This window comes from Primorskyibacter sp. S87 (assembly GCF_049801055.1).
Lineage (GTDB): Bacteria > Pseudomonadota > Alphaproteobacteria > Rhodobacterales > Rhodobacteraceae > JBNAGF01.
Genome location: NZ_JBNAGF010000016.1, coordinates 1 through 24,795, shown reverse-complemented (window position 1 = coordinate 24,795; position 24,795 = coordinate 1). Strand labels below are relative to the sequence as shown.

Below are 24,795 nucleotides of genomic sequence, written 5' to 3'. Positions count from 1 at the left end.
TAGGTGGCACTATTGCAAAGAATTTTTTGACGATTCAGCCTTTCATGCCATCCCAGAAGGACTTTACCGACGAGAAAAAGCTGTTCGTTTCCGGATTGTTGTCTTCGCTGAGTTCGTCAAACTCGCTCAGCAGTTCCTTTTGTCTGCTGGTCAGGTTCACGGGAGTCTCGACGGCAAGCTCAATGAACATATCGCCGATACCGCCCCCGCGCAGGGCTGGCATACCTTTGCCGCGTAGGCGCATCTGGCGACCTGACTGACTTCCGGCCGGGACCTGTACTCGGCCGCGGCCACCATCGATGGTCGGGACCTCGATCGCACCGCCCAACGCCGCTTTGGCCATCGTAACGGGAACACGGCAGTACAGGTTGGTGCCATCGCGCTCAAAAAGCTCGTGCCGTTCCACCTCTACAAAGATATAGAGATCACCCGGCGGGCCGCCCCGCATCCCGGCTTCACCTTCTCCGGCCAGTCGGATCCGGGTGCCGGTTTCTACACCCGCAGGAATGTTCACGCTGAGCGCTCGGTCCTTTTCGATGCGCCCGTTTCCGCCACAGGCCTTGCACGGGTTCTTGATGATCTGACCCAGTCCCGAACAGGTGGGGCAGGTCCGTTCCACGGTAAAGAACCCTTGCTGTGCCCGTACCTTGCCCAAACCGGAACAGGTTGGACAAGCGGTTGGCTCGACACCGCCTTCTGACCCGGTGCCTTCGCAGGTAGAGCAGGATACCGCAGTTGGCACCTGTACGGTCTTCTGAAGGCCGGAAAATGCGTCCTCCAGCGTTACACGCAGGTTGTAGCGTAGATCGGAACCCCGTGAGGCCCGCCTCCCGCCACCGCCGCGCTGGCCGCCCATGAAGTCGCCAAAGAGATCATCGAATACGTCCGAAAATGCCGAGGAGAAATCGCCACTGCCAAACCCTTGACCGGGTCTGGGGCCACCGCCCATCCCACCGTCAAAGGCCGCATGACCAAAGCGGTCATAAGCCGCCTTTTTCTCTTCGTCCTTCAGGACTTCGTATGCTTCGTTGATTTCTTTAAACTGGGCTTCGGAGTCTGGATTGTCCTTGTTGCGGTCGGGATGCAATTCTTTGGCCTTCCGGCGGAAAGCCTTTTTGATCTCGTCCGGGGCAGCGCCCTTGGACACGCCGAGCACGTCGTAGTAGTCGCGTTTTGACATCGGTCTGATCCTTCTGCCTCAACGGAAGCGGGCCGGCCCGGGGTCCGGACCGGCCCGCCTTGGCCCGGTTGGTCCGTTAGTTGCGCTTGTCTTCGCCGAGATCTTCGAACTCGGCATCGACAATATCTTCGTCGCCCGGTTCAGCATCAGCGGCAGCCGGCTCGTCGCCGTCTTCCTGCTGTGCCTTGTAGATCGCTTCACCCAGCTTCATGGCTGCTTCGGTCACGTTCTGGATGCCAGACTTGATTTTGTCGGCATTGTCCGACTCCAGCTCATCCTTGAGCGCGGCGACGGCCAGTTCGATGGCTTCGACAGTCGAAGGATCGACCTTGTCGCTGTGCTCTTCGATCGATTTCTCGGTCGAGTGGATAAGCGATTCTGCCTGGTTTTTGGCTTCGACCAGATCCTTGCGCGCCTTGTCCGCCTCGGCGTTTTCCTCGGCGTCCTTGACCATCTTGTCGATATCATCGTCGCTGAGACCACCCGATGCCTGAATGGTGATCTTCTGCTCTTTGCCGGTGCCTTTGTCTTTGGCCGAAACCGAGACAATACCGTTGGCATCGATGTCGAATGTCACTTCGATCTGGGGCAGTCCGCGCGGAGCGGGGGGGATGTCCTCGAGGTTGAACTGGCCGAGGATTTTGTTGTCGGCGGCCATTTCGCGCTCACCCTGGAAGACCCGGATGGTCACGGCGTTCTGATTGTCCTCGGCGGTCGAGAAGACCTGCGACTTCTTGGTCGGGATCGTCGTGTTGCGGTCGATCAGGCGGGTGAACACACCACCCAGGGTTTCAATACCCAGCGACAGAGGCGTCACGTCGAGCAGAACCACGTCTTTCACGTCGCCCTGCAGAACGCCGGCCTGAATGGCTGCACCCATGGCAACCACTTCGTCGGGGTTCACACCCTTGTGCGGCTCTTTGCCAAAGAACTTGGTCACCTCTTCAGCCACTTTCGGCATACGGGTCATACCGCCAACGAGGACAACTTCATCGACGTCTGCTGCTGCGATGCCCGCGTCTTTGAGAGCTGCGGCACAGGGCTTCAGCGAGGCTTTGATCAGATCACCAACCAGCTGTTCCAGCTTGGCGCGGGTCAGTTTCATGACCATGTGCAGCGGCTGGCCGTCGGCGCCCATCGAGATGAACGGCTGGTTGATTTCGGTTTGCGAGGTCGACGAAAGTTCAATCTTCGCTTTTTCAGCGGCTTCTTTCAGGCGCTGCAGGGCCATCTTGTCTTTCGACAGATCGACTCCGTTTTCCTTTTTGAACTCGTCCGCCAGGTAGTTGACGATGCGCATGTCAAAGTCTTCACCACCCAGGAAGGTGTCGCCATTGGTCGATTTGACCTCGAACAGGCCATCGTCGATTTCCAGAATGGTCACGTCGAAGGTACCGCCGCCGAGGTCATAAACCGCGATGGTCTGGCTTTCTTCTTTGTCGAGGCCATAGGCCAGAGCGGCTGCTGTCGGTTCGTTGATGATCCGCAGAACTTCAAGGCCGGCAATCTTGCCTGCATCCTTGGTGGCCTGACGCTGTGCATCGTTGAAATAAGCCGGCACGGTGATCACGGCCTGAGTGACTTCTTCACCCAGATATGATTCGGCAGTTTCTTTCATCTTGCCAAGCGTGAAGGCGGAAATCTGGCTGGGAGAGTATTTCTCGCCGCGTGCTTCGACCCACGCGTCCCCGTTGCCACCATCGACGATGGCGAACGGCACCATTTTCTTGTCCTTCTCCACCTCTGCGTCGTCATACCGGCGGCCGATCAGGCGCTTGACGCCAAAGATCGTGTTGTCGGGGTTCGTCACGGCCTGACGCTTTGCAGGCTGGCCGACAAGTCTCTCGTCTTCGGTAAAGGCGACGATTGAGGGGGTGGTACGGGCGCCTTCCGCGTTCTCGATTACGCGGGGCTGCGAGCCGTCCATAATGGCAACACAGGAGTTGGTGGTGCCGAGGTCGATTCCGATTACTTTGCTCATTCTTTCGATCCCTTTCTATTCAAGGCGATGTCCCGAGGTCCGAACCCATTGCGGCATTCCAACCCCGAAGGTGAGGCGCGACGGCCCTACACCATCGCGCGTCCCGGCGTATATAGGAAGCTCTCAGGACGCCTGCAAGCACTGTGAACAGCGGGTTTTCATGATTCTTTGTGGAATCTGTCAAGCTTTTGGAAAGGAGGGTGCGATAAGTCATGGTTAGGCTCAATATTCGCGGTTTCGAAATCCACAAATGCTTCGTTCCGTCCGAGGAACAAGTATTGCTCGTTGAAGCGTTGCGCCCGGTTCTCAAGGCGGCGCCACTCTTCTCTCCGACAACAGCTTCCGGAAAGAATATGTCAGTGCGAATGACCTCTGCCGGCAGTTGCGGATGGGTCTCGGACAAGAACGGCTACCGGTATGAACCAAGGCATCCAAAGGGTAGGGCGTGGCCACCGATTCCGGGGGAAATTCTGCAGATCTGGTCGGATGTAACGGGGCTGGAACGAGAACCCGACAGCTGCCTGGTCAACTATTATGGCGAAGGGGCAAGGATGGGGATGCATCAAGACCGGGACGAGGCAGATTTTTCATGGCCTGTCTTGTCGGTTTCACTGGGTGACGACGGCCTTTTTCGGATCGGTAACACCGAGCGGGGCGGCAAAACGGAATCGGTCTGGCTGAGTTCGGGTGACGTCGTCGTGATGGGCGGGCCGGCGCGCCTGACATATCATGGGTTGGATCGGATCCGTTTCGGATCCTCCCGCCTGCTGCCGAAAGGTGGTCGGCTGAACCTTACCCTTCGATGCGTCACCTGAGGCGGTCACGGCAGGAGGCGACAGCACCCCGTCAGCAGTTGCCCATCCGGCATCACCAGATCCGCATCAATACCAAAAACCCGGTCGGACATTCCGTCAGTACAGATTTCTTGCCGAAGGATTGCGATCACATCATCGCCCAGTTGCAACAGAAAGCGGTGGGACCGGCCCTTGGCTGGCTGTAGTTCACCGGCGGGCAGGAACTGTGTCTTTCCGTCCGGTGTGTCAAATTGTGCTGCTTTGCCCTGTGCAATGCCCAGCGACCAGAAAGGCTCGGCACCCAGACATTGAAGTTTCTCGGCCAGTTGGAAGGAACTCGGCTCGATCTCCAGATATCGCGTGGATACCCAACCTGTACTTTCGCCGAACGCAACCTGACCCCACTTGCCGTCGTCTGACCGTTGGACAATTTCTACGCCGGTGGCATCGGGCGCAAGTTCCCCGAGGATACCCGAGCCCGCGTCTGGCTGCTGTCGAATGTTGAGAACATCGCCTGGATTCACTCCGGTCACGCTGAACATCGCCGGGAGATCCTGAGCCGTTGCCGGGCCGGACAGCAGGGCCAGGACCCACAGCCAGCGGATCATCGGCGTGCCCCCCAACTGAGAGAAACGTGCCGCCGGGTATAAAATTCGCCCATCAGCCCCAGCATGATCAGGACGATGGCCACCCAGGCGGCGTATTGCCAGCTGCTGTGCATCGGATTGTAGTTGATGAAAACGAAACCGCGCGACTGATCGATGCAGTGAAACAGCGGGTTCCAGTCAAACAGCGAAAGCATGAAGCTAGGCAGGCTGTTGGCAAGAAACATTTTGCCCGAGGCGATCATGTTTGCCCGCTGGTAAACTGTCGACATAACGCTTGTGGCAGATGGGAACCACGGCTTCAGAGCCATGAACACCAAACCGACCGCACAGCCAGTGAACCAGGCAAGCAGGACCATCCCGAAGGCCGATATCGGATCGTAGATGTAAATCGGTGTGACTGCGACATGGTATCCGAAAAGGATTACGAACATGGTCAGCAACTGGATGTACAGGACGCCCAGCGCGGCCGATACGATCGAGATCACGGTGTTCATCGGCGCATGCAGCATCATCGGGCTGTTTGCGCCGGCGGCCCCGGCCACAGCACCGACCGCCTTGATGTGGGACATGTAAAGAAAGATGCCCGACATCACATAGAGCAGGAAATCGCCGCGAACAGCAGAACGGCGCAGATCGAGCACCGAAAACATCACGTAGAATGCGGCGATGAACACCATCACCTGCAACATGTTCAGGCCTATGGCGACAAAGGCATTGTTGTGCTTGGAGCGCACCGATCGGACCACCGAGTGGAAGATGACCTCAGCCATCGTGACCGCGCCGCCGAACAGCGATTTGTGGTGTCTGTGCCTAAACATCCAGTGTTGATCCTGCCGACCTGCTCTTTTCTTGCACGGATTTCTTGCCGTTCCGTTGCCCTCACAGCATAAGAGGGCGCATCCGACATATCAACAAAACACAAAAACGGAGCATTTTTGTGACCTATGAGACTCTCATTCCGGTGATCCGGCGTCTGGCGCTGGAGGCGGGCGACAAGATCATGGAGATCTACAATTCCAACGATTTCGAGGTGAAGGCCAAATCCGACGAAAGCCCGGTCACTGCTGCTGATGAAGCCGCTGACGCCTTGATCTCGGCCGGGTTGCGCGCGGCTTTTCCCGAGATCCTGCTGGTTACCGAAGAACAGGCGGACTCGCATACCGAGCGCGGTGATACCTTTCTGATCGTCGACCCGCTGGACGGCACCAAGGAATTCATCCACCGCCGCGGTGATTTTACGGTCAACATCGCGTTGGTCGAAAATGGCACTCCGACGCGTGGCGTAGTTTATGCCCCGGCCAAGGGTCGGATGTTTTATACTCTGGCGGACGGTCAGTCAGTCGAAGAAACCGGAGCACTGGATAAAACTGACGTGGGACCAGTCGCGCCGATTTCCGTCTCCGGGCCGGACAACGGGGCGCTGATGGTGGTGGCCTCGAAATCCCACCGGGATCAGGCAACCGATGACTACATCAACAAGTATAAAGTAAAGGACAGCAAGAGCGCGGGATCCTCGCTCAAGTTCTGCCTTGTGGCGACGGGAGAGGCGGATTTGTATCCGCGTGTCGGGCGCACGATGGAGTGGGATACGGCTGCCGGCCACGCGGTTTTGCAGGGTGCAGGCGGTCGTGTTGTGCGGTTCGACGATCACACCCCCCTGACCTACGGAAAGCAAGGCTATGCCAACCCGTTCTTCATCGCTTACGCTCCCGGCGTGGAATTGAAGGAAGCCTGATGTCGGTTCTTGTCGCAATCCCCGCTCGCTACGCCTCGACACGATATCCTGGCAAGCCGCTGGTACCGCTGAAAGGCGCATCCGGACAAGCCCGGACCCTGATCGAGCGATCCTGGCGTGCTGCCATGTCCGTTTCCGGTGTGGATCGGGTGGTGGTTGCGACGGATGACGACCGGATCCGGGATGCTGCCAAAGCCTTTGGAGCCGAGGTGGTGATGACCTCGGAAAGCTGCGCCAACGGGACTGAGCGTTGCGCCGAAACATATTCGGAGCTGGGCGGCGGGTTCGAGATCGTTGTGAACCTGCAGGGTGATGCACCACTGACACCGCATTGGTTCATAGAGGATCTGGTTGCGGGATTGCGCGCCAATCCTCAGGCCGAGATTGCGACACCTGTGCTGCGTTGTGACGGGGCAACGCTTAACAGCCTCCTCGAAGATCGCAGGGCAGGCCGGGTTGGTGGAACGACCGCGGTGTTTGGCAAAGATCATGGCGGGCTCTACTTTTCCAAGGAGGTGATCCCGTTCACGTCCGAAACCTATGAAGCCAGCGATCCAACCCCCGTGTTCCACCATGTCGGTGTTTACGCTTATCGTCCGGATGCCTTGACGGCCTACCCGGGCTGGGACGTAGGTCCGCTGGAGCAACTGGAAGGGCTTGAGCAACTGCGGTTTCTCGAAAATGGCCGCAAAGTTCTTTGCGTCGAAGTCGAAGCCCGTGATCGCCAATTCTGGGAGTTGAACAATCCCGAGGATGTGCCGCGTCTAGAAGCTATGATGGCCGGAATGGGACTGGAATGAGTGAGAGGCTGACGGCAAGCTCCCCGACTGTCAGTGTCATAGTTGTCAGCAGGGATCGGCCCGAAGCCTTGCAACGCTGCCTGCTGGCAGTATCGCAGTTGATGTATGACCCCTTTGAAGTGGTTGTGGTCACAGACCCACAAAGCTTTGCGGTGCTGCAGTCACATCAGCTGGCGGATAAAATCAAGCTGCTGTCCTTTGACGATGAAAATATCTCTGCCGCACGCAATCATGGAATTCACGCGGCAGCTGGGGAAATCATTGCCTTCCTCGATGATGATGCCGTGCCTGAACCTACATGGCTGGTGGCACTGGTCGCGCCGTTTTCACGCGCCGATGTGGTCGCGTCAGGGGGCTTCGTCAGGGGGCGGAATGGCATTTCATGGCAGTCCACAGCGCAGGCAGTGGACCGAATGGGACGATCTGCTCCGCTCGACATTGCCTGCGACAAAACTACGGTTCTGTCGCCCGGAAAGAATCGCGGGATCAAGACCCAAGGAACCAACATGGCTGTGCGCCGTTCGGTGTTGGCTCGGCTTGGCGGGTTCGATCCGAGATACCGTTTCTTTCTGGATGAAACAGATCTGAACCTGCGACTTGCGGAATCGGGAGGAAAGACCGCATTCGTACCTCGGGCTCAGGTGCATCATGGTTATCAGGCCAGCAGGCGCCGCCGATCTGACCGGGTGCCGCTGGATCTGACCGAAATTGGGGCCAGTTGGGCGGTTTTTCTGAACAGCCACTGCCCAAAAACTCTTCACCGGGACCGGTGGCGGGAAATCAAACGGGCTGAACGCGCCCGGGCCTTGTATCATCTGGTTCGGGGTGGGTTGGAACCGCGCGATGTTCGCCGCCTCATGGCGAGTTTGCAAAACGGATACTCCCAAGGGCTTTCCCGACCCGCTTTAACCTTGCCGCCGGTCCCGGACCCGACAGAAGCGTTTCTTCCGTTTCCGAGCAGACGGGACACGCAAGCCATTCTCCTCTCCGGGCGTTCATGGTCGAGATCGCGGCTGCATCAGCAAGCAATTGATCTCGTCAAATCTGGAAAGGTCGCGACGGTTCTTCGGTTTTCTCCGACAGCGGTCTTCCATCGTGTGCGTTTTACGCAGGATGGTTACTGGGAGCAGACAGGCGGATTGTTCGGCCGGTCGCGCAGGTCCGACCCCTTGTTTTCGCTATGGCGGTTTTCGTCACGGGTGCGGGCGGAAACGGACCGGATTGCTAGGGTGCGCGGGTTGTGGAGTGATCCGTAAGTGCGGGTTGCCATTTCTGAATTTCCCAGGTGTCATTATCTCACTGAGCACTTAGGCTTGCAGTGACAAAATCCACTGCTTGGGAGGCAGTTCATGACAGGATTCTCGGATGACCTCCTGAACAAAGTGCGCGACCGCTTTGCTCAGGTCGAAGAATGCCCGGTTCAGGGCCCAAGGATTTTCTTTGAGAATGCAGGGGGCGCGTTGACGCTCAAGTCTGTCGTCGAAACGTCAACGCAATATGCGGCGATTCCCGACAATCAGGGCAGGGACAATCCAGGTAGCCATGAACTTGTCCGGGTCATATCAAAGGCCAGGGAAGACATGCGCCTTTTGATGAACGCGCCAAGCGGTCAGTTCTTTGTGGGTGAAAGCGGAACGGAGCTTTTGTTCCGTCTGATCATGAACAGTTGCCTTGGTACGGTGCCGGGTTTGGTGTTGGGATCGACGCTAGAACATCCCGCCACCCGATCGGCCTGTCATCGGTGGGCGAAAATTGCCCATCACCGGCATATTCTGGTTGAACACGATAACCAGATGGGAACGGTCCAGCCTGAGGAATACGCAGCGGCAGTAACACCGGAAACGGTCGTGGCAACGATCGTCCACACATCGCCCGTAACGGGTATCGGTGTTGATGTCTCCGCGATCGCCGCAGAGATTAGAAATGTATCGCCTCACTGTTTGATCCTAGTCGATGGAATCCAGCATGCGGCGCATGGTCAAATCGATATCGAGAGTTATGGCATCGATGCCTACGTGATTTCGCCATACAAGGCATTTTCCCGACACGGCTATGGATTGGCTTGGATATCGGATCGGATGACGCAGATACCGCATGACGGCTTGCTCGATGGGCCATCCGACAATTGGGAGATGGGCACCCGTGACACAGGAGCCTATGCCACGCTGACAGATGTTGCCGGATATCTTGAATGGCTCGGCGCACAAGTTTCTGATGCGAAAGACCGCCGAGAGCTTTTTGTCGCTGCGGGGCACGCGATCCGAGCGCAGGAGAAGGCTCTGACTGACGCTATGATAGATGGGGTTGGCAACCTGCCCGGGCTGCGAGAATTTGAGCGGGTCCAAATCATCGGTGGCGTCGAAAATCCGGCGCGGGAAGGCCTCGTGTCGCTGGTTGTCGATGGGTTTGAATCAGTTGATTTGGTTCGAATACTCAACGAGCAGGGGATTCGAACGCATTTGCGGAAAGATGATCACTATTCCGGAAACATTCTGACCCCACTTGGCCTCAAAAGCTGCATCCGTGTTTCCATGTGCCACTACAACAGCAAGCAGGAAGTTGCCCGGTTTCTCGCTGTTATGAAAGACATTGCCTCCTGACTGGAAACTCCAATGCGACAAGGAATGTCGCAATGGGGACACACGTCGCCAAGAACCTGTGCCTCAGTGTCAGCACTAGCACCGGGCAACGCGGCAACGCCGCCCTACGGCTGTCCGGACAAATCGCTATGGTGTGGCGTTTCTGGTCTGCAACCGCTGTGCCTGTTTTCTTGGCGGGCCAGGGATGTCGGCAATGAAAACCCACGCTCAGGTAGTGGTCATCGGTGGTGGATTGGTTGGATGCTCGATCCTGTACCACCTTGCGAAGCTCGGTTGGACCGATGTTGTGCTGCTGGAGCGCGATGAACTGACAAGCGGGTCCACGTGGCACGCCGCTGCGAACATTCATGGGCTGCACGACAACAACAACGTGACGCGCATCCAACACTACACGATGAATCTGTACAAGGAGCTGGAGCAGGAAACCGGGCAGGGTTGTGGTGTCTTCCAACCCGGATCGCTGTATCTGGCAAAAACCGAAGAACGCGAACACCAGTTGCGTCTGCAGGAAGCCAAGGCCAGGTATTATGGCCTCAACTTTCATGAGGTGAGCCGAGAGCAGGCCAAGGAACTGCATCCTTTGGCGCAATTCGACGACGTTCGCTGCATCATGTTTGAGCCCGACGGAGGCAATGTCGATCCATCGGGAGTCACCATGGCCTACGCGGCTGGCGCGCGGAAGCTTGGGGCGGAGATACATAGGTTTTGCCCGGTCCACGCCACAGAACAACAGGCGGACGGTTCATGGATCGTGCGAACAGCCAAAGGTGACATTCAAACACAATGGGTGGTGAATGCGGCCGGTCTCTGGGGGCGCGAAGTTGCGGCCATGGTTGGCCTCGAACTGCCATTGCAGCCAACCGAACACCAGTATTTCGTGACCGAGACCATCCCTGAGGTCGAGGCGCTGGGACGACGGTTGCCATCGATCGCAGATCGGGACGGAGAGTATTACTTTCGGCAAGAGGGCAATGGCTTCCTGATTGGGGCTTACGAACGAGACATGAAATTCTGGGCCGAGAATGGGACGCCACTGGATTTTGCCCACGATCTGTTTCCCGATGACCTCGACCGGATCATGGAGAATGTGATCCGCGCGACAGAGCGCGTGCCTTGCGCCGAAACGGCCGGCGTCAAACGTGTCATCAACGGGCCGATGATTTGGTCTCCTGACAGCAACGCACTTTGGGGGCCGGTTCCCGAACTCAGAAACTATTTCTGCTGCACGGGGATCATCCCGGGCTTTTCTCAGTCAGGTGGACTGGGACTGTTGGCTGCTCAGTGGATGATCGAAGGTGAACCACAGTATGACATGTTCGCATGGGATTTGGCGCGTTTCGGCGACTGGGCGGACAAGGCGTTCACAAAAGCCCGCGTCGAAGATCAATATGCCCATCGTTTCGCTATCCATTTTCCAAACGAAGAGCGAACGGCGGGTCGCCCCGCGCGGGTTCGCCCGGCCTATGACATGCAGGCAAAAATGGGAGCAGTTTTCGGGCTGAACTGCGGGTGGGAGCATCCGCTTTGGTTCGCCGGGCAACCCGGCGTGCAGGAAACCAACAGTTTTACGCGTCAGAACTGGTGGGAACCGGTGGGGCGCGAAGTGAACATGCTGCGCGAGAATGTCGGAGTGATCGACATCTCCAACTTTGCCAACTACGTGATCAAGGGGCCGGGGGCGCACGGCTGGTTGGATCAGCTTGTTGCCAACCGCGTTCCGACCGAAGTGGGTCGGTCCTGCCTGTCACCACTGATTTCAGCCCGGGGCGGCGTGGCTGGTGACTTCACAGTTACCAAGGTGGCTGACGACGAATACATGATGGTTGGGTCAGGAATGGCCGAACGCTATCATCAACGCTTTTTCAACATGATCCCCTTGCCGGAGGATACCGGGTTCGAAATTGCCACGGATCGCATCGCAGGATTTAACGTGGCGGGTCCAAAGTCGCGCGAAATGCTGCAACGGATGACCAATACAGATCTGGGCAACGATTTCTTCCGTTTCATGCGATCCCGGCAAATCGAAGTGGCGGGCGTGAAATGCCTTGCGATCCGGGTTTCGTTCACTGGTGATCTCGGATGGGAGTTGCACTGTGCCGAAGAAGATCAGGTTCGGCTCTATTCCGCCCTGTTGGACGTCGCGGAGGATTTCGGGGGCGGCCCGGTCGGCAGCCGCGCGCTGGGCAGCCTTCGGATCGAAAAGGGTTACGGGTCCTGGGGGCGCGAATACAGTCAGGAGTATTGGTTGCATGAAGTTGGGCTCGACCGCCTTGTCAAACTCGACAAGACCTTTCTGCACAAGGAGGCCTATTTAAAGGTCAAGAACAATCCGCACCGCGAATTGCTCTCAGTCCTAGAGGTCGAAGCCGCCAGAAATGCCGACGCAGCCGGGGGAGAACCGATTTTCACCCTGGATGGAAGACCGGCTGGCCGAGTAACGTCCGGGGCATACGGGTACTTTGTTGGCAAGTCTCTGGCGATGGCTTTTGTAGACCCTGAAATTACCCAACCGGGCGATGCCGTCGATGTATTTATTCTCGGGGTTCCTCACCGGGCCCGCATTCTGGAGCGCCCGCCCTTTGATCCAAACGGAGAGCGTTTGCGCGGGTGAGGATCCGCGCGGTCTTTCACCATTCGGGTAGCGAGTATCAGACTAGCCGCTGCGGGAAGGGGCTACCCTCACTTGAACGAGAATTACCTGGCTCCGCCAGAACACTGACCTAGCGCTTATTCAGAGCACCCTCTTGGGCTCAACGGGACAGGATGCGGACCATTTCGCGAAAATCCCGATCCTGGGCATGTTCCAGTGGCGTCACGCCGTCGAAATCCCCGATGCTGCGATCGGCGCCGGCCTCGACGAGCAGTTTCGCCACCGCTTGATGATCTGGCCCACCATCGCCAAGGACCACCGACTCCATGAGTGCCGTCCATCCGAGATTGTTCACATGATCCAATGGTGCGCCGGCTTTGATCAGGCGGCGGACAACTTCGACATGGCCCAGATGGGCGGCAGCGATAAGTGCCGTGCCGTCATAAGGGCTGGTGGTGAGCCCCGGATCATTGCCTAGTTCGATGGCCAGCGACATAAGCTCTGGATCATCGGCCACCGCGGCAATTGTCACCACGTCATAGGTCTGAAACTCCAGGGCGTTCATATCTGCACCGGCTTCGGCCAGCGCGCGCAGGGTTTCATCGTGAGAGGCATAGGCTGCTACATGAGCCGCCGTGCGATGGCGTTGGTCGCGGGAATTGATGTCCACACCCGTTGCGGCCAGTCGGGATACTTCGGCGGTGTTGCCGTTATGGGCTGCACGTAGCAGACCTTCGTATCCTGCGATTTCCGTCGGCGAGGGCGCGGTCTGGGCAAATGCAGATGGTGCAAGGCTCAGGAAGGCAGGAATCAGAAAACGTTTCAGCATGAAGATACTCCCGGATAGAAGTGCGATCCGCGCAAAGCGCGGACCGCCAGAGTCTTATTCGGCGCCGATTGCGTCAAGACCAGCCCGGGCGCAGTTGGCGTCGATGTCACCGCGCGGTGCGCCACCGACACCGATACCGCCAACCAGAGCGCCTTCGACTTTGATCGGCAGGCCGCCAGCTTGAATCACAAGGCGCGGGTCCATGTCGCGCAGGCCGTCATTTTGCGGGTTGCCACCGATGAAATCGGCGAGACCGGCGGTGTCGCGGCCCATCGATGCCGACGTAAAGGCTTTGCCTTGCGAGCTGCCGACGGTGTGGGGGCCGGAATTGTCGGCCTTCAGGTGGACCTTCAGGGAGCCATCGCGTGCAACAACGGCGACGCTGACATTGTAACCTTCTGCGGCGCAGGCTTCGAGTGCTGTCTGTGCTGCTTTGCTTGCCAGGTCGAGCGGCAAATAAGGGGCGGTCGGCAGCGACTGCGCCGATGCAGCGGCGGGAGCAGCCAGAAGGGCAGCGAGAGCGAGTTTGCGGATCATTTCTTGTCTCCTGTGGTTGATGCAGGCGGAACCTACCCGCAGAGACAGGTCCTGGACATTCGTAGGATTTGCGCAGAGTTCCGTAGTTCTACGGAGTGTTCCGCGCCTGCAGCCAGATCCGGGTCATTTCGGCCTGCGATGTCGTGCTCAGTTTTGCGCCAATCGCGGCCCGGTGGCTCTCGACTGTGCGCGGCGACAGTTTCAGGGCTTCGGCAATCTGCCGCGTGGTGAAACCCTCCGCGATATGACCCAGAACCTCGTTTTCACGAGAGGTCAGCTGCGCCAGAAGATCGCGCACTTCAGACAACTCGGCCGCGGCTTGTAGTTGCTTCTCGAGCAATTCGCTTCCTCTTTGAATCGCGTCGATCAGATCCTGTTCATCGACGGGCTTCGAGAGAAAGTCGACTGCTCCGAAACGGAAGGCCTGACGGCAGGCCTCGATATCGCCATGTCCCGAAATAACGACAATGGGCCAGTCCAGACCCTGCTCTCTCAGTTGCTGTTGCAACTTCAACCCGGAGATCACCGGCATTCGGATGTCCAGAATCAGGCAACCCGGTGGCAGATGGTCAATTTGCCCCAGAAAGCTCCGGGGATCAGCAAAACTAGTTACTTTGAACCCTACTGTCGACAAAAGGAGGCTCAGCGCCCGGCGCACGGCGTCGTCGTCATCGACGAGATAGACAGGATGGTTCATGTCTTTGGTTCCGCTGGAAAGTTCGCGATTGGGAGGACCACCCTGAAGACCGCACCCCGATCGCCAGTTGGGGACGGCTGTAGGCCGGAATGCGGACGATTATCTGCCAAAATGATCTCGCCACCCGATTTTTCGACCAGCCGCTGGCTCAGGGCCAACCCAAGCCCGCTGCCATCTTCGCGGGTGGTGACAAAGGGGGTAAACAGGTTGGGAACAAGATCTTCGGGAACACCCGGTCCATTGTCAGCGATCTCGATAACAACCTGATCGCCATTCATATCGGCACTGACGCGCACCTCGCCGTCCGACTGACCATCCAGCGCTTCGAGCGCGTTTCGGATGAGGTTGTGGAGAACCTGCTCCAACTCAACCAGGTCCGCTTTTACTTCGACGGGATGGGCCGGACTTGTCACAGACAGGGACAGCCCCCGCTGATTTGCTTCGGGTGTCAGTAGTTCGGTCACATTCGCCAGCGCAAGCCGCAAGTCGGCCGGCCCTTGGGTGGAGGTGCTGGGACGTGTCCAGTTGCGAAGGCGCTCAAGGATCGCGGATGCGCGCCGGGCTTGGGCAACAGTGTTGTCCAAAGTCGGCTCCAAGGTTTCGAGGTCACCGTTCTTAAGCAAATGTCTTCCTGCCTGCGCCTGAGCAAGAATGGCAGTCAATGGCTGGGTCAACTCATGTGCCATGCCGCTTGCCATTTCTCCCATGACGTTCACCCGCGATGCATGGGCCAGTTGCGCTTCAACTCGGCTCAGTGCAGCCTCGCGTTCCGCCAAACGGGTCCGGGCCCTCTGTCGCAGGCCGGACAGGACGATGAAGTAGACCGCGCTCACCAGAATGATCGCGCCAAGCGCCCGAAGCGGGGAAACAAGATCTGCGAACTCAATACGTATACCCGTTCGAAGCAATAGCGGTTGCGATGGGCTCGCCAAAGGTTTGGTGACTGTGTTGGCGCCTGGGTCGGAGCTCGAGTGCAGGAGTGACCCATCTTCAAAGAGCAATTGGCGACCGGAGGATGTGCTGAGCCAGAATTCGGACTCGCTTTCGATCAGTTGTGCCGCATCTATGGAGAGCATGAGCGCATAAATGGCTGCTTCGGTGTTCGGGCTTCGCTTTACCAGCATGTATTGTGCATTCTGGTCCGGATGTCCCACGATTTCAGGAACTCCTGTCGAACGCAAAGCTGCCTCGCGGATTTTCGCGGCAGTTTCAGGCGACAGCGATCGGGTGCCGATGATCTCCCCTGCCGGATTCAGAGGAACAAGCTGAACTTCGGTAATTCTGGGATAAAATCTGGAGATTGTGGCCGCTACGCCCAAGAACAGATCAGGACGTTGCATGTCTCCGGCAGTTGCGATTGCGGACAAGGATGTCAGATGAGCGTCGTGCTGGCCGACACGTTGGGACACCAACCGGTGAAGAATTGCACTTTCCTGCTCAAGGCTGCTCAGCATTGTGTTTCTGTGAAACAGCCCCAAAGCGGCGATAGCGACAAAGGCCGTCAGGACCCAGCCCGCAACCAGTCGCTTGCCTGTGTATCTTGCTTTAGCCTGGGCCAATCGCTTCTCTCGCAGTTGTCAATTCGTGTGCTCCCGTCTGGTCAAAGGCAGAGGCATCTGCATTGATTCTAGAATTGATACCAGATGACTTGGGGACCCCAGAGAAATTATGCCGCGTAAACAGAAACCGGAGTTTGATGCGACGGCTCCGAAACTTGGGTAACCCCCAGCAGAAAGGCAAGAATTACGGACAGAAAGTCGCGGGATTGTTCCGACAATTTTGAAACTTCTTTCGGCTCAGCGGTGAGTGGAACTACCATTTTTTGAATGACCCCCGCAGCGATAATATCGTACACGACGGTATACAGAATTCGACCGCGCCCTTCCGCGGCCATTCAGCCTGAAGGAATACAAATGCCAAAGCAACCTACAGAATCGACCTATTGCGATCGCGAAGGCCTCTCGGTGGCAGTGGAACTGGTGCAGTTCATCGAGGACAAGGCACTGCCAGGAACCGATATAACTGCTGATCAGTTTTGGACCGGACTTTCCGAGCTGGTGAGAGACTACACTCCTCGGAACCGGGAATTGCTGCAAAAAAGAGAAGACCTGCAGGACAAGATCGACGCGTGGCACATTGCCAACCGCGACAAGCCGCATGATCCCGATGCATACAAAGCGTTTCTGGAAGAGATCGGGTATCTGGTTCCCGAGGGTGAAGATTTCAGTATCGAGACCAGAAATGTCGACCCCGAGATCGCTCTGGTGCCCGGGCCGCAGCTGGTTGTTCCGTCCACAAATGCCCGCTTTGTTCTGAACGCTGCCAATGCGCGGTGGGGCAGCCTGTACGACTGCCTTTATGGCACCGATGCAATGGGAAGCCTCCCGCCCGCGGGTGGCTTTGATGACGGTCGCGGTGCCCGTGTTGTCGCGCGTTCCAGTGTGTTCCTCGACGAGGTATTTCCGCTGACATCGACCAGCTTTGACGGCGCAAAGTCCTTCAGCATCGTTAACGGTGCCCTGATTGTGGACGGGTCGACCCTGATTCAGCCCGAAGCATTCGTGGGCTACACCGGCGACGCGGCCAAGCCCGATTCCATTGTACTGCGCAATAACGGCCTGCATGTGGAAATGGTCTTTGATTCCACGAAACCGATCGCCAAACGGAGCCCGTCCGGTTTGGCTGATATCCGGCTCGAATCGGCCATGTCAGCGATCATCGATTGCGAGGATTCGGTCGCCTGCGTTGATGCCGAAGAAAAGGTTCTTGCCTATTCAAACTGGCTGGGGCTCATGCGGGGCGACCTGTCCGAGACCTTTTCGAAGGGTGGAAACACCATCACTCGCAGCCTGAACCCGGATCGTGAATTTCTTGCGCCCGATGGGTCACCCCTCTCTCTGAAGGGACGTGCGTTGTTGCTGGTTCGGAACGTCGGGCATCTGATGACGAACCCGGCAATCCACGACGCAGATGGCAACGAGGTCTTTGAAGGCCTTATGGATGCGATGGTCACGACTCTGATCTCGATCCATGACCTGAAAAAGGCGGACGGGAACCGGAACTCGGTCCAGGGCTCGGTCTATGTGGTGAAGCCCAAGATGCACGGACCCGAAGAAGTCGCATTTGCCGATGACATCTTTACCCATGTCGAGAACGCTCTTGGCCTGCCGCGGCATACGGTGAAGCTGGGCGTCATGGATGAAGAGCGCAGAACCAGCGTCAATCTCAAGGAATGTATCCGTTCTTCAAAGAACCGAGTTTGTTTCATCAATACCGGCTTCCTTGATCGGACCGGCGACGAGATCCACACCTCGATGGAGGCAGGGCCGTTCAGCCGCAAGGATTTCATCAAGCGCAAAAGCTGGATCACTGCCTACGAAAATCAGAATGTCGATATCGGCCTTGAATGCGGGCTGTCCGGCAAGGCCCAGATCGGCAAAGGCATGTGGGCCGTACCGGATCGCATGGCAGCATTGCTGGAGCAGAAGATTGAACACCCGCGCGCCGGCGCGAACTGTGCATGGGTGCCCAGCCCAACGGCGGCAACACTCCACGTGACCCACTATCACAAGGTTGACGTGATGGCCGTTCAGGCCGAGTTGGCCAAAGGCGGACGTCGGGCCTATGTGGATGCACTGCTGGATATTCCGCTTGCGGCTTACCGCAAATGGACCCCGTCGCAGATCAATCGCGAAGTCGAAAACAACGCGCAGGGTATCCTGGGATATGTTGTTCGTTGGATCGATCAGGGTGTCGGTTGTTCGAAAGTGCCCGACATCAATGATGTTGGTCTGATGGAAGACCGTGCCACCTGCCGTATCTCGGCCCAACACATAGCCAACTGGTTGCATCACGGTATCGTATCCGAATCCGAAACCATGGAAATCATGAAGCAGATGGCCCAGGTCGTCGACCGCCAGAATGCCGGTGATCCGGCCTATCTGCCGATGGCGCCCGGCTATGACGGTTATGCGTTCAAGGCAGCCTGCGATCTTGTTTTTCAAGGTCGCGAGCAACCGTCAGGATATACCGAGCCGGTTCTCCACAAGCGCCGGCTAGAGCTTAAGGCGCAGAGGTAAACGAACAAGTGAGAACGGCGAGCAGAATGCTCGCCGTTTTCTTCTTAAGCTTTCAGAAGGTTGCATTGAATTATCAAGTATCTCTGAAAGGAGCTGTCGGCGCTTTGAGGGTTTTTGAGTTCCGGCCCGAGGGCCATAGTGTTGCAAAACGCTGCCCCTAGGAGCATTTATGACCGCAAATTACTTCGCCCCGCATGGAGGCCATCCCGGCCAGGAACAGTTGTTGACCGACCGTGCCGTTTTTACGGATGCCTATGCGGTGATTCCAAAAGGAACGATGCGAGACATCGTTACTTCATTTCTGCCATTCTGGAATGACTCCCGGTTTTGGGTAATAGCCCGACCTCTGTCCGGATTTGCAGAGACTTTTTCCCACTATATCGCCGAAGTAGGCCCCGGTGGCGGTAGCGACCGGCCGGAACTGGATATGCAGGCCGAAGCCGTGCTGTTCATTGTCGAAGGTGGCGTGCATCTGACGATCGACGGCGTTGCTCACGACATGGAAGAAGGCGGGTACGCTTATCTGCCCGCGGGCTGCAACTGGACTCTGAAGAACAAAGGCAAAGTCGCGGCGCGGTTCCACTGGATCCGTAAGGCATATGAGCCGGTGGACGGGCTCGATGCACCCGAGGCCTTCGTCACCAATGAACGTGATATCGAACCTGCATGGATGCCGGGTACGAACGAACATTGGGGCACAACGCGCTTTGTGGATCAGACAGACCTGCGCCATGACATGCACGTCACGATTGTCACTTTCAAACCCGGTGGCGTGATTCCGTTCGCAGAAACGCACGTAATGGAGCACGGTCTCTATGTGCTTGAGGGAAAAGCTGTCTATCGCTTGAATCAGGATTGGGTCGAAGTCGAGGCTGGCGACTATATGTGGTTGCGGGCCTTCTGCCCCCAGGCCTGCTATGCCGGGGGGCCAGGCAATTTCCGCTATCTGCTCTATAAAGACGTCAACCGTCATATGGCACTAAAGCCGCACGCGACGATCCCTGCGCAGTCGCAACAACTCAAACCTGCGGCCGAGTAGTCAAACCTCCGATCGCAAGTGTGAGTTCCTGAGCCGCTTCCATCACGGGGCGGCTCAATTTTTCGATCAGGTCCGAACTGACTCGGCTGGTGGGCCCGGAAACGGAAATCCCTGCAACGGCCTCGCCATTCACGTCAAAGACCGGGGCCGCGATGCATCGCATGCCAAGGTTCTTTTCCTCGTCGTCAATGGAAAACCCCCGTTTGCGAACCGCTACCATGTCGTTCTTGAGGTTCTCGAGATCGGTGATCGTCTTAGCGGTAAAGGCCTCGAGATCTGCGGACCTGATCAACCGTTCCAACCTTTCATCCGACATCTCGGACAACAGTGCCTTGCCAATTCCCGAAGCGTGCATCGGGGAGAGAGATCCCGGCGGGAAGAAGGCGCGGATGCTTGCATGCGTTTCCACTTGGCTCAAAAACAACACAGCGTCTTCCTTCTGAACACCAAGGTTGGCGGTTTCGCCTGTGGTTTCCATCAATTTCCTCAGGATCGGGCGCGCCCTGTCTACAAGGCTGGTCCGCCGGAGGAAACGCGCTCCGATAACGAAGGCACGCGGACCGATATGCCAAAGCTGTTCTTCGGTATTGAACTCCACCAAACCTCTGCCTTCCAGAGTGACGAGGATGCGGTAAACGGTTGCCGGGGATTGGCCCGTTTCCGAAGAAATCGAGGTCAGCGCCTTGCCTTGGGTTTCGCTGAGAAATTCGAACACCCGCATCGCACGATCCAGAGACTTGATCGTATTCTGCTCGGTTTTATCGTCCCAGTCCCTCGGTCGCCCGCGGGCCTTTCGCGGCTCTCTTTCGGCATTATCTTGAATCGACATAAAATCCCTTCGTTTGTAAGTGAAAGCTGAAATCACTGTATGAAAAACATAACCCTTTGTCAAAATTAGAAATTACTAGACAATGCAGTTTTTGAAATCAGCTTTCAAAAAAATTTGGGCGACTCAGGGTATACAATATTGTCAATCCAACGACGGAAGGAGACACCCATGAGCTTTCAGAATCCCGTATTTATCCCTGGTCCAACGAACATGCCGGAGGAGATCCGCAAGTCGATTTACATGCCGACGATTGACCACCGTTCTCCCTTGTTTGGAGAGATTCTTCATCCTGCGCTTTCGGGTGTAAAGAAGGTTTTGAAGAGCGAGACGGCTGAGATTTTCATTTTCCCGTCGACTGGGACGGGCGGCTGGGAGACGGCTTTGACGAACACGCTGAGCGCTGGCGACAAGGTTCTTGCTGCGCGCAACGGGATGTTCAGTCACCGCTGGATCGACATGTGCCAGCGTCATGGTCTTGATGTTCAGGTTGTCGAGGCGACCTGGGGCACGGGTCTTCCTGCGGATCGTTACGAAGAGATCCTGAAGGCGGATACGAACCACGAGATCAAGGTTGTTCTGGCCACGCATAACGAGACCGCCACCGGCGTGAAGTCGGATATTGGCGCGGTGCGCAAGGCGCTGGACGCGGCCGGTCACCCGGCGATGCTGTTTGTTGACGGTGTGTCCTCGATTGCCTCGATGGATTTCCGCATGGACGAATGGGGTGTGGACATTGCCGTGACCGGTTCGCAGAAAGGCTTCATGCTGCCCGCGGGTCTGGCCATTGTGGGCTTCTCGCCCAAGGCGATGGCTGCGGTTGAGGGCGCGACCCTGCCGCGCACGTTCTTCGACATTCGTGACATGCAGAAGGGTTATGCCGCCAATGCCTATCCGTACACCCCCGCTGTCGGCCTGATGAATGGTCTGAAGCTGGCGACCGAGATGCTGCTGGACGAGGGCCTAGAGAATGTCTTTGCCCGTCACCACCGCATTGCCGAGGGCGTGCGCCTGGCGGTGAATGCCTGGGGTCTGGAGCTCTGCGCGCAGTCGTCGGATGTCTATTCCGACACGGTCAGCGCGATCAAGACGCCGGAAGGTTTTAATGCGACGGATATCGTGACCCATGCGGCCAGCAAGTACGGCGTCGCCTATGGCGTTGGTCTTGGCGAGGTTGCCGGCAAGGTGTTCCGGATCGGTCACCTGGGTCAGCTGACCGACGTTCTGGCGCTGTCCGGTATTGCCACCGCCGAAATGGTGATGGCCGACCTCGGCCTGGACATCAAGTTGGGTTCGGGCGTTGCCGCGGCCCAGGACTACTATCGCAACTCCACGGTCGCCTCGCAAAAAGCGGCCGCTTGATGAAGGACGGTCTCGACATGGAAATCCCTACCCTGGCGGACATGCTTGTTGCCCATGAGCGCATCAAGCCGCATATCCGGCGCACGCCGGTCCGCACCTCGAACTATCTCAACGAGCTGACCGGCGCGGAGATCTTCTTCAAGTGCGAGAACTTCCAGGAGCCGGGCGCCTTCAAGGTGCGCGGTGCCACCAACGCGGTGTTCGGGCTGGACGAGGAGCAGGCGAAAAAGGGTGTGGCCACCCATTCTTCGGGCAACCATGCGTCGTGCCTGAGCTACGCGGCGATGCTGCGCGGCATTCCATGCAACGTGGTGATGCCGCATACGGCACCGCAGGCCAAGAAGGACACGGTCCGTCGCTATGGCGGCAAGATCACCGAATGCGAGCCCTCGACCACGTCGCGGGAAGAGACCTTTGCCAAGGTGCAGGCCGCGACCGGCGGCGACTTCGTGCACCCCTATAATGACCCGCGGGTGATCGCGGGGCAGGGGACCTGTTCGAAGGAGCTTCTGGAGCAGACCGGCGGGCTGGACATGGTTGTCGCGCCGATTGGCGGCGGCGGCATGATCTCGGGCACCTGCCTGACGCTGTCGAACCTTGCTCCCGAGACCAGGATCATCGCGGCCGAGCCGGAGCAGGCTGACGATGCCTATCGCAGCTTCAAGGCGGGTCACATCATTGCTGATGACGCGCCCAAGACGATTGCGGACGGGCTGCTGGTGCCGCTGAAGGACCTGACCTGGCATTTTGTGTCGAACCATGTGTCGGAGATCTACACGGCCTCCGAGCAGGAGATCATCGACGCGATGAAACTGACGTGGAAGCACCTGCGGGTTGTCATGGAACCGTCCAGCGCGGTGCCGCTGGCGACGATTTTGAAGAACCCCGACGCCTTCAAGGGCAAGCGCGTGGGCGTGATCATCACCGGCGGCAATGTCGATCTCGACAAGCTGCCGTGGACATTGTGAAGGGAGCAACGACAATGAACAAACCGGTAAATCTCGACGGCCTCGAAGTTGGCTTTGACGTTCCCGCCCTGCCGGGCATGGACGAAGCCGACATCCAGACCCCCTGCCTTGTGCTGGATCTGGACGCGCTTGAGCGCAACATCAAGAAGATGGGTGACTATGCCAAGGATCACGGCATGCGTCACCGCACCCACGGCAAGATGCACAAGTCGGTGGACGTGCAGAAGCTGCAGGAAGAACTGGGCGGCGCCTGCGGCGTTTGCTGTCAGAAAGTTTCCGAAGCGGAAGTTTTTGCGCGTGGCGGCATCAAGGACGTTCTGGTCTCCAACCAGGTCCGTGAAGCGGCCAAGATCGATCGTCTGGCGCGTCTGCCCAAGCTTGGCGCCCGCACGATCTGCTGCGTGGACGACATCGCGAACGTGGCCGACCTGTCTGCCGCGGCGCAAAAGCACGGCACTCAGATCGAATGTCTCGTCGAGATCGATTGTGGCGCGGGCCGCTGCGGTGTGACGACGACGCCGGAAGTTGTCGAAATCGCCAAGGCGATCGACGCGGCAGAAGGCCTCAAGTTCTCGGGCATCCAGGCCTATCAGGGCGCGATGCAGCACATGGACGACTACAACGACCGCAAAGAGAAGATCGACATCGCGGTTGCCATGGTGAAAGACGCAGTCGACACGCTGAAGACCGAGGGTCTTGAGTGTGACATCGTCGGCGGCGGCGGCACCGGCTCCTACTACTTCGAGAGCGACTCGGGCGTCTACAACGAGCTGCAGTGCGGTTCCTACGCGTTCATGGATGCCGATTACGGCCGTATTCTCGATCAAGACGGCAACCGCATCGACCAGGGCGAGTGGGAGAATGCGTTCTTCATCCTCACCTCGGTGATGAGCCACGCCAAGGCCGACAAGGCCATCGTGGATGCCGGTCTCAAGGCGCAGTCGGTCGACAGCGGTCTGCCGACGGTCTTTGGTCGCGATGATGTCGAATACATCAAGTGCTCGGACGAACATGGCGTTGTCGCCGATCCCGGCGGAGTGCTGAAAGTGAACGACAAGCTGAAGCTGGTGCCCGGTCACTGCGACCCCACCGCCAATGTTCACGATTGGTATGTCGGCGTCCGCAACGGCAAGGTCGAAACCGTCTGGCCGGTCTCGGCCCGCGGCAAGGCCTACTGATCCGGCCGGACCTGACGAAAACCTCTCCCCGGGCCACGATGGTGGCCAGTTCCTTGGGGGGTCGGGTGTGCCGACCCCCGCTTTTTTGAAGGAATCACAATGCTGATTGTCCCTGAAAAAGAAATCGCCGACCTGATGACCCGCGATGCGGCCTTTGATGCCGTCGAGAAGGTCTTTGCCGCCATGGCGTCGGGCGATGCCTACAACTTTCCGGTCGTTCGCGAGGCGATCGGCCACGAAGACGCGCTTTACGGCTTCAAGGGCGGCTTTGACCGCGCCGGCCTGACGCTCGGCCTGAAGGCCGGCGGCTACTGGCCGAACAATCTGGAAAAGCGCGGGCTGATCAACCACCAGTCCACCGTGTTCCTGTTCGATCCCGACACCGGCAAGGCCAAGGCGATGGTGGGCGGCAACCTGCTGACCGCGCTGCGCACCGCAGCCGCGTCCTCGGTGTCGATCAAGCATCTGGCGCGTGAAGACGCCAAGGTGATCGGCATGGTCGGCGCCGGCCACCAGGCCACGTTCCAGCTGCGTGCCGCGCTTGAGCAGCGCAACTTCGAGAAGGTGATCGGTTGGAACTACCACCCGGAAATGCTGCCCAATATCGAAAAGGTCGCGGCCGAGGCCGGCGTGCCGTTCGAAGCGGTCGACCTGCCGGGCATGACCGAAGCCGATGTCATCATCTCGATCACCTCTGCCTTCGCGCCGTCGCTGATGGCCGATCACGTCGCCCCCGGCACCCATGTCGCCTGCATGGGAACCGACACCAAGGGCAAGCAGGAAGTCGAAGCGGCCCTGCTGGCACGCGCGTCGGTCTTTACCGACGAAGTGGCCCAGTCGATCTCGATCGGCGAAGCCCAGCACGCCATCGCCGAAGGCCTGATCAAGGAAAACGACATCGCCCAGGTCGGAGCCGTCATCAACGGAACCAATCCGGGACGCACAAGCGATGACCAGATCACCCTCTTCGACGGAACAGGCGTCGGGCTGCA

21 protein-coding genes are annotated in these 24,795 nt (G+C 58.1%); 12 read left to right on the top strand and 9 right to left on the bottom strand.

Going from position 1 to position 24,795, the window contains the following annotated elements; all coding sequences use genetic code 11:
* Positions 1-34: 34 nt before the first annotated feature.
* Both dnaJ and dnaK read right to left on the bottom strand, forming a co-directional pair.
* Positions 35-1,180, bottom strand: coding sequence for a molecular chaperone DnaJ (gene dnaJ, locus ACP15U_RS20490; protein WP_425046867.1), 1,146 nt, complete (start codon positions 1,178-1,180; stop codon positions 35-37).
* Positions 1,181-1,256: 76 nt separating this feature from the next.
* On the bottom strand, positions 1,257-3,161 hold the full coding sequence (gene dnaK / locus ACP15U_RS20485; protein ID WP_425046866.1) for a molecular chaperone DnaK: 1,905 nt from the start codon (positions 3,159-3,161) through the stop codon (positions 1,257-1,259).
* A gap of 212 nt (positions 3,162-3,373) precedes the next feature.
* On the opposite strand from dnaK, the gene ACP15U_RS20480 reads away from it, so the two are divergent.
* A complete protein-coding gene (locus tag ACP15U_RS20480) occupies positions 3,374-3,976 on the top strand; it encodes an alpha-ketoglutarate-dependent dioxygenase AlkB family protein (RefSeq protein WP_425046865.1) in 603 nt (200 codons plus the stop codon).
* A gap of 5 nt (positions 3,977-3,981) precedes the next feature.
* On the opposite strand, the gene ACP15U_RS20475 is transcribed toward ACP15U_RS20480, so the two are convergent.
* Together ACP15U_RS20475 and ACP15U_RS20470 are read right to left on the bottom strand one after the other, a co-directional pair.
* Positions 3,982-4,563: an SH3 domain-containing protein gene (locus ACP15U_RS20475; RefSeq protein WP_425046864.1), complete on the bottom strand. Its 582-nt coding sequence runs from the start codon at positions 4,561-4,563 to the stop codon at positions 3,982-3,984.
* The gene (locus ACP15U_RS20470) at positions 4,560-5,381 is read right to left on the bottom strand and encodes an ABC transporter permease (RefSeq protein ID WP_425046863.1); all 822 of its coding nucleotides are present in this window, start codon (positions 5,379-5,381) and stop codon (positions 4,560-4,562) included. The genes ACP15U_RS20475 and ACP15U_RS20470 overlap by 4 nt, the downstream gene beginning before the upstream one ends.
* Before the next feature lie 119 nt (positions 5,382-5,500).
* Here ACP15U_RS20470 and cysQ point away from each other — a divergent pair, with 119 nt between their 5' ends.
* The 5 genes from cysQ to ACP15U_RS20445 all read left to right on the top strand — a co-directional run bounded on the left by cysQ (position 5,501) and on the right by ACP15U_RS20445 (position 12,309).
* Positions 5,501-6,298 carry a 3'(2'),5'-bisphosphate nucleotidase CysQ gene (gene cysQ / locus ACP15U_RS20465; protein ID WP_425046862.1) on the top strand — a complete coding sequence of 266 codons (798 nt, stop codon included), beginning with the start codon at positions 5,501-5,503 and terminating at the stop codon, positions 6,296-6,298.
* Positions 6,298-7,098, top strand: a complete 801-nt coding sequence (locus tag ACP15U_RS20460) for a 3-deoxy-manno-octulosonate cytidylyltransferase family protein (protein WP_425046861.1) — start codon at positions 6,298-6,300, stop codon at positions 7,096-7,098. The genes cysQ and ACP15U_RS20460 overlap by 1 nt, the downstream gene beginning before the upstream one ends.
* Entirely contained in the window at positions 7,095-8,354 is a 1,260-nt protein-coding gene (locus ACP15U_RS20455) for a glycosyltransferase family 2 protein (RefSeq protein WP_425046860.1), read from the top strand. Before ACP15U_RS20460 ends, ACP15U_RS20455 begins: the two co-directional genes overlap by 4 nt.
* Positions 8,355-8,447: 93 nt before the next feature.
* Entirely contained in the window at positions 8,448-9,698 is a 1,251-nt protein-coding gene (locus ACP15U_RS20450; RefSeq protein WP_425046859.1) for an aminotransferase class V-fold PLP-dependent enzyme, read from the top strand.
* Between the two features lie 193 nt (positions 9,699-9,891).
* Positions 9,892-12,309: a GcvT family protein gene (locus tag ACP15U_RS20445; RefSeq protein WP_425046858.1), complete on the top strand. Its 2,418-nt coding sequence runs from the start codon at positions 9,892-9,894 to the stop codon at positions 12,307-12,309.
* Positions 12,310-12,448: 139 nt separating this feature from the next.
* On the opposite strand, the gene ACP15U_RS20440 is transcribed toward ACP15U_RS20445, so the two are convergent.
* The 4 genes from ACP15U_RS20440 to ACP15U_RS20425 form a co-directional block, all read right to left on the bottom strand.
* On the bottom strand, positions 12,449-13,117 hold the full coding sequence (locus ACP15U_RS20440; RefSeq protein WP_425046857.1) for an ankyrin repeat domain-containing protein: 669 nt from the start codon (positions 13,115-13,117) through the stop codon (positions 12,449-12,451).
* Positions 13,118-13,171: 54 nt separating this feature from the next.
* Entirely contained in the window at positions 13,172-13,654 is a 483-nt protein-coding gene (locus ACP15U_RS20435) for a GlcG/HbpS family heme-binding protein (RefSeq protein ID WP_425046856.1), read from the bottom strand.
* 88 nt (positions 13,655-13,742) lie between these two features.
* The gene (locus ACP15U_RS20430; RefSeq protein WP_425046855.1) at positions 13,743-14,351 is read right to left on the bottom strand and encodes a response regulator transcription factor; all 609 of its coding nucleotides are present in this window, start codon (positions 14,349-14,351) and stop codon (positions 13,743-13,745) included.
* On the bottom strand, positions 14,348-15,910 hold the full coding sequence (locus tag ACP15U_RS20425) for a sensor histidine kinase (protein ID WP_425046854.1): 1,563 nt from the start codon (positions 15,908-15,910) through the stop codon (positions 14,348-14,350). The genes ACP15U_RS20430 and ACP15U_RS20425 overlap by 4 nt, the downstream gene beginning before the upstream one ends.
* Before the next feature lie 354 nt (positions 15,911-16,264).
* On the opposite strand from ACP15U_RS20425, the gene ACP15U_RS20420 reads away from it, so the two are divergent.
* Positions 16,265-18,430 (top strand): malate synthase G, encoded by a 2,166-nt coding sequence (locus ACP15U_RS20420; RefSeq protein ID WP_425046853.1) that lies wholly within the window; start codon positions 16,265-16,267, stop codon positions 18,428-18,430.
* A 169-nt stretch (positions 18,431-18,599) separates the two neighbouring features.
* Positions 18,600-19,469: a bifunctional allantoicase/(S)-ureidoglycine aminohydrolase gene (locus ACP15U_RS20415; RefSeq protein WP_425046852.1), complete on the top strand. Its 870-nt coding sequence runs from the start codon at positions 18,600-18,602 to the stop codon at positions 19,467-19,469.
* Here ACP15U_RS20415 and bhcR read toward each other — a convergent pair.
* The gene (bhcR, locus tag ACP15U_RS20410) at positions 19,450-20,298 is read right to left on the bottom strand and encodes an HTH-type transcriptional regulator BhcR (protein ID WP_425046851.1); all 849 of its coding nucleotides are present in this window, start codon (positions 20,296-20,298) and stop codon (positions 19,450-19,452) included. The two genes, ACP15U_RS20415 and bhcR, sit on opposite strands and share 20 nt — an antisense overlap.
* Before the next feature lie 168 nt (positions 20,299-20,466).
* On the opposite strand from bhcR, the gene bhcA reads away from it, so the two are divergent.
* The 4 genes from bhcA to bhcD form a co-directional block, all read left to right on the top strand.
* Entirely contained in the window at positions 20,467-21,657 is a 1,191-nt protein-coding gene (gene bhcA, locus ACP15U_RS20405) for an L-aspartate--glyoxylate aminotransferase BhcA (protein ID WP_425045544.1), read from the top strand.
* Positions 21,657-22,625, top strand: coding sequence for a beta-hydroxyaspartate dehydratase BhcB (gene bhcB / locus ACP15U_RS20400; RefSeq protein WP_425045545.1), 969 nt, complete (start codon positions 21,657-21,659; stop codon positions 22,623-22,625). Before bhcA ends, bhcB begins: the two co-directional genes overlap by 1 nt.
* A 14-nt stretch (positions 22,626-22,639) precedes the next feature.
* A complete protein-coding gene (gene bhcC / locus ACP15U_RS20395; RefSeq protein ID WP_425045546.1) occupies positions 22,640-23,803 on the top strand; it encodes a 3-hydroxy-D-aspartate aldolase BhcC in 1,164 nt (387 codons plus the stop codon).
* Between the two features lie 99 nt (positions 23,804-23,902).
* A partial coding sequence (gene bhcD / locus ACP15U_RS20390) for an iminosuccinate reductase BhcD (protein WP_425045547.1) occupies positions 23,903-24,795 on the top strand: 893 nt, incomplete at its 3' end.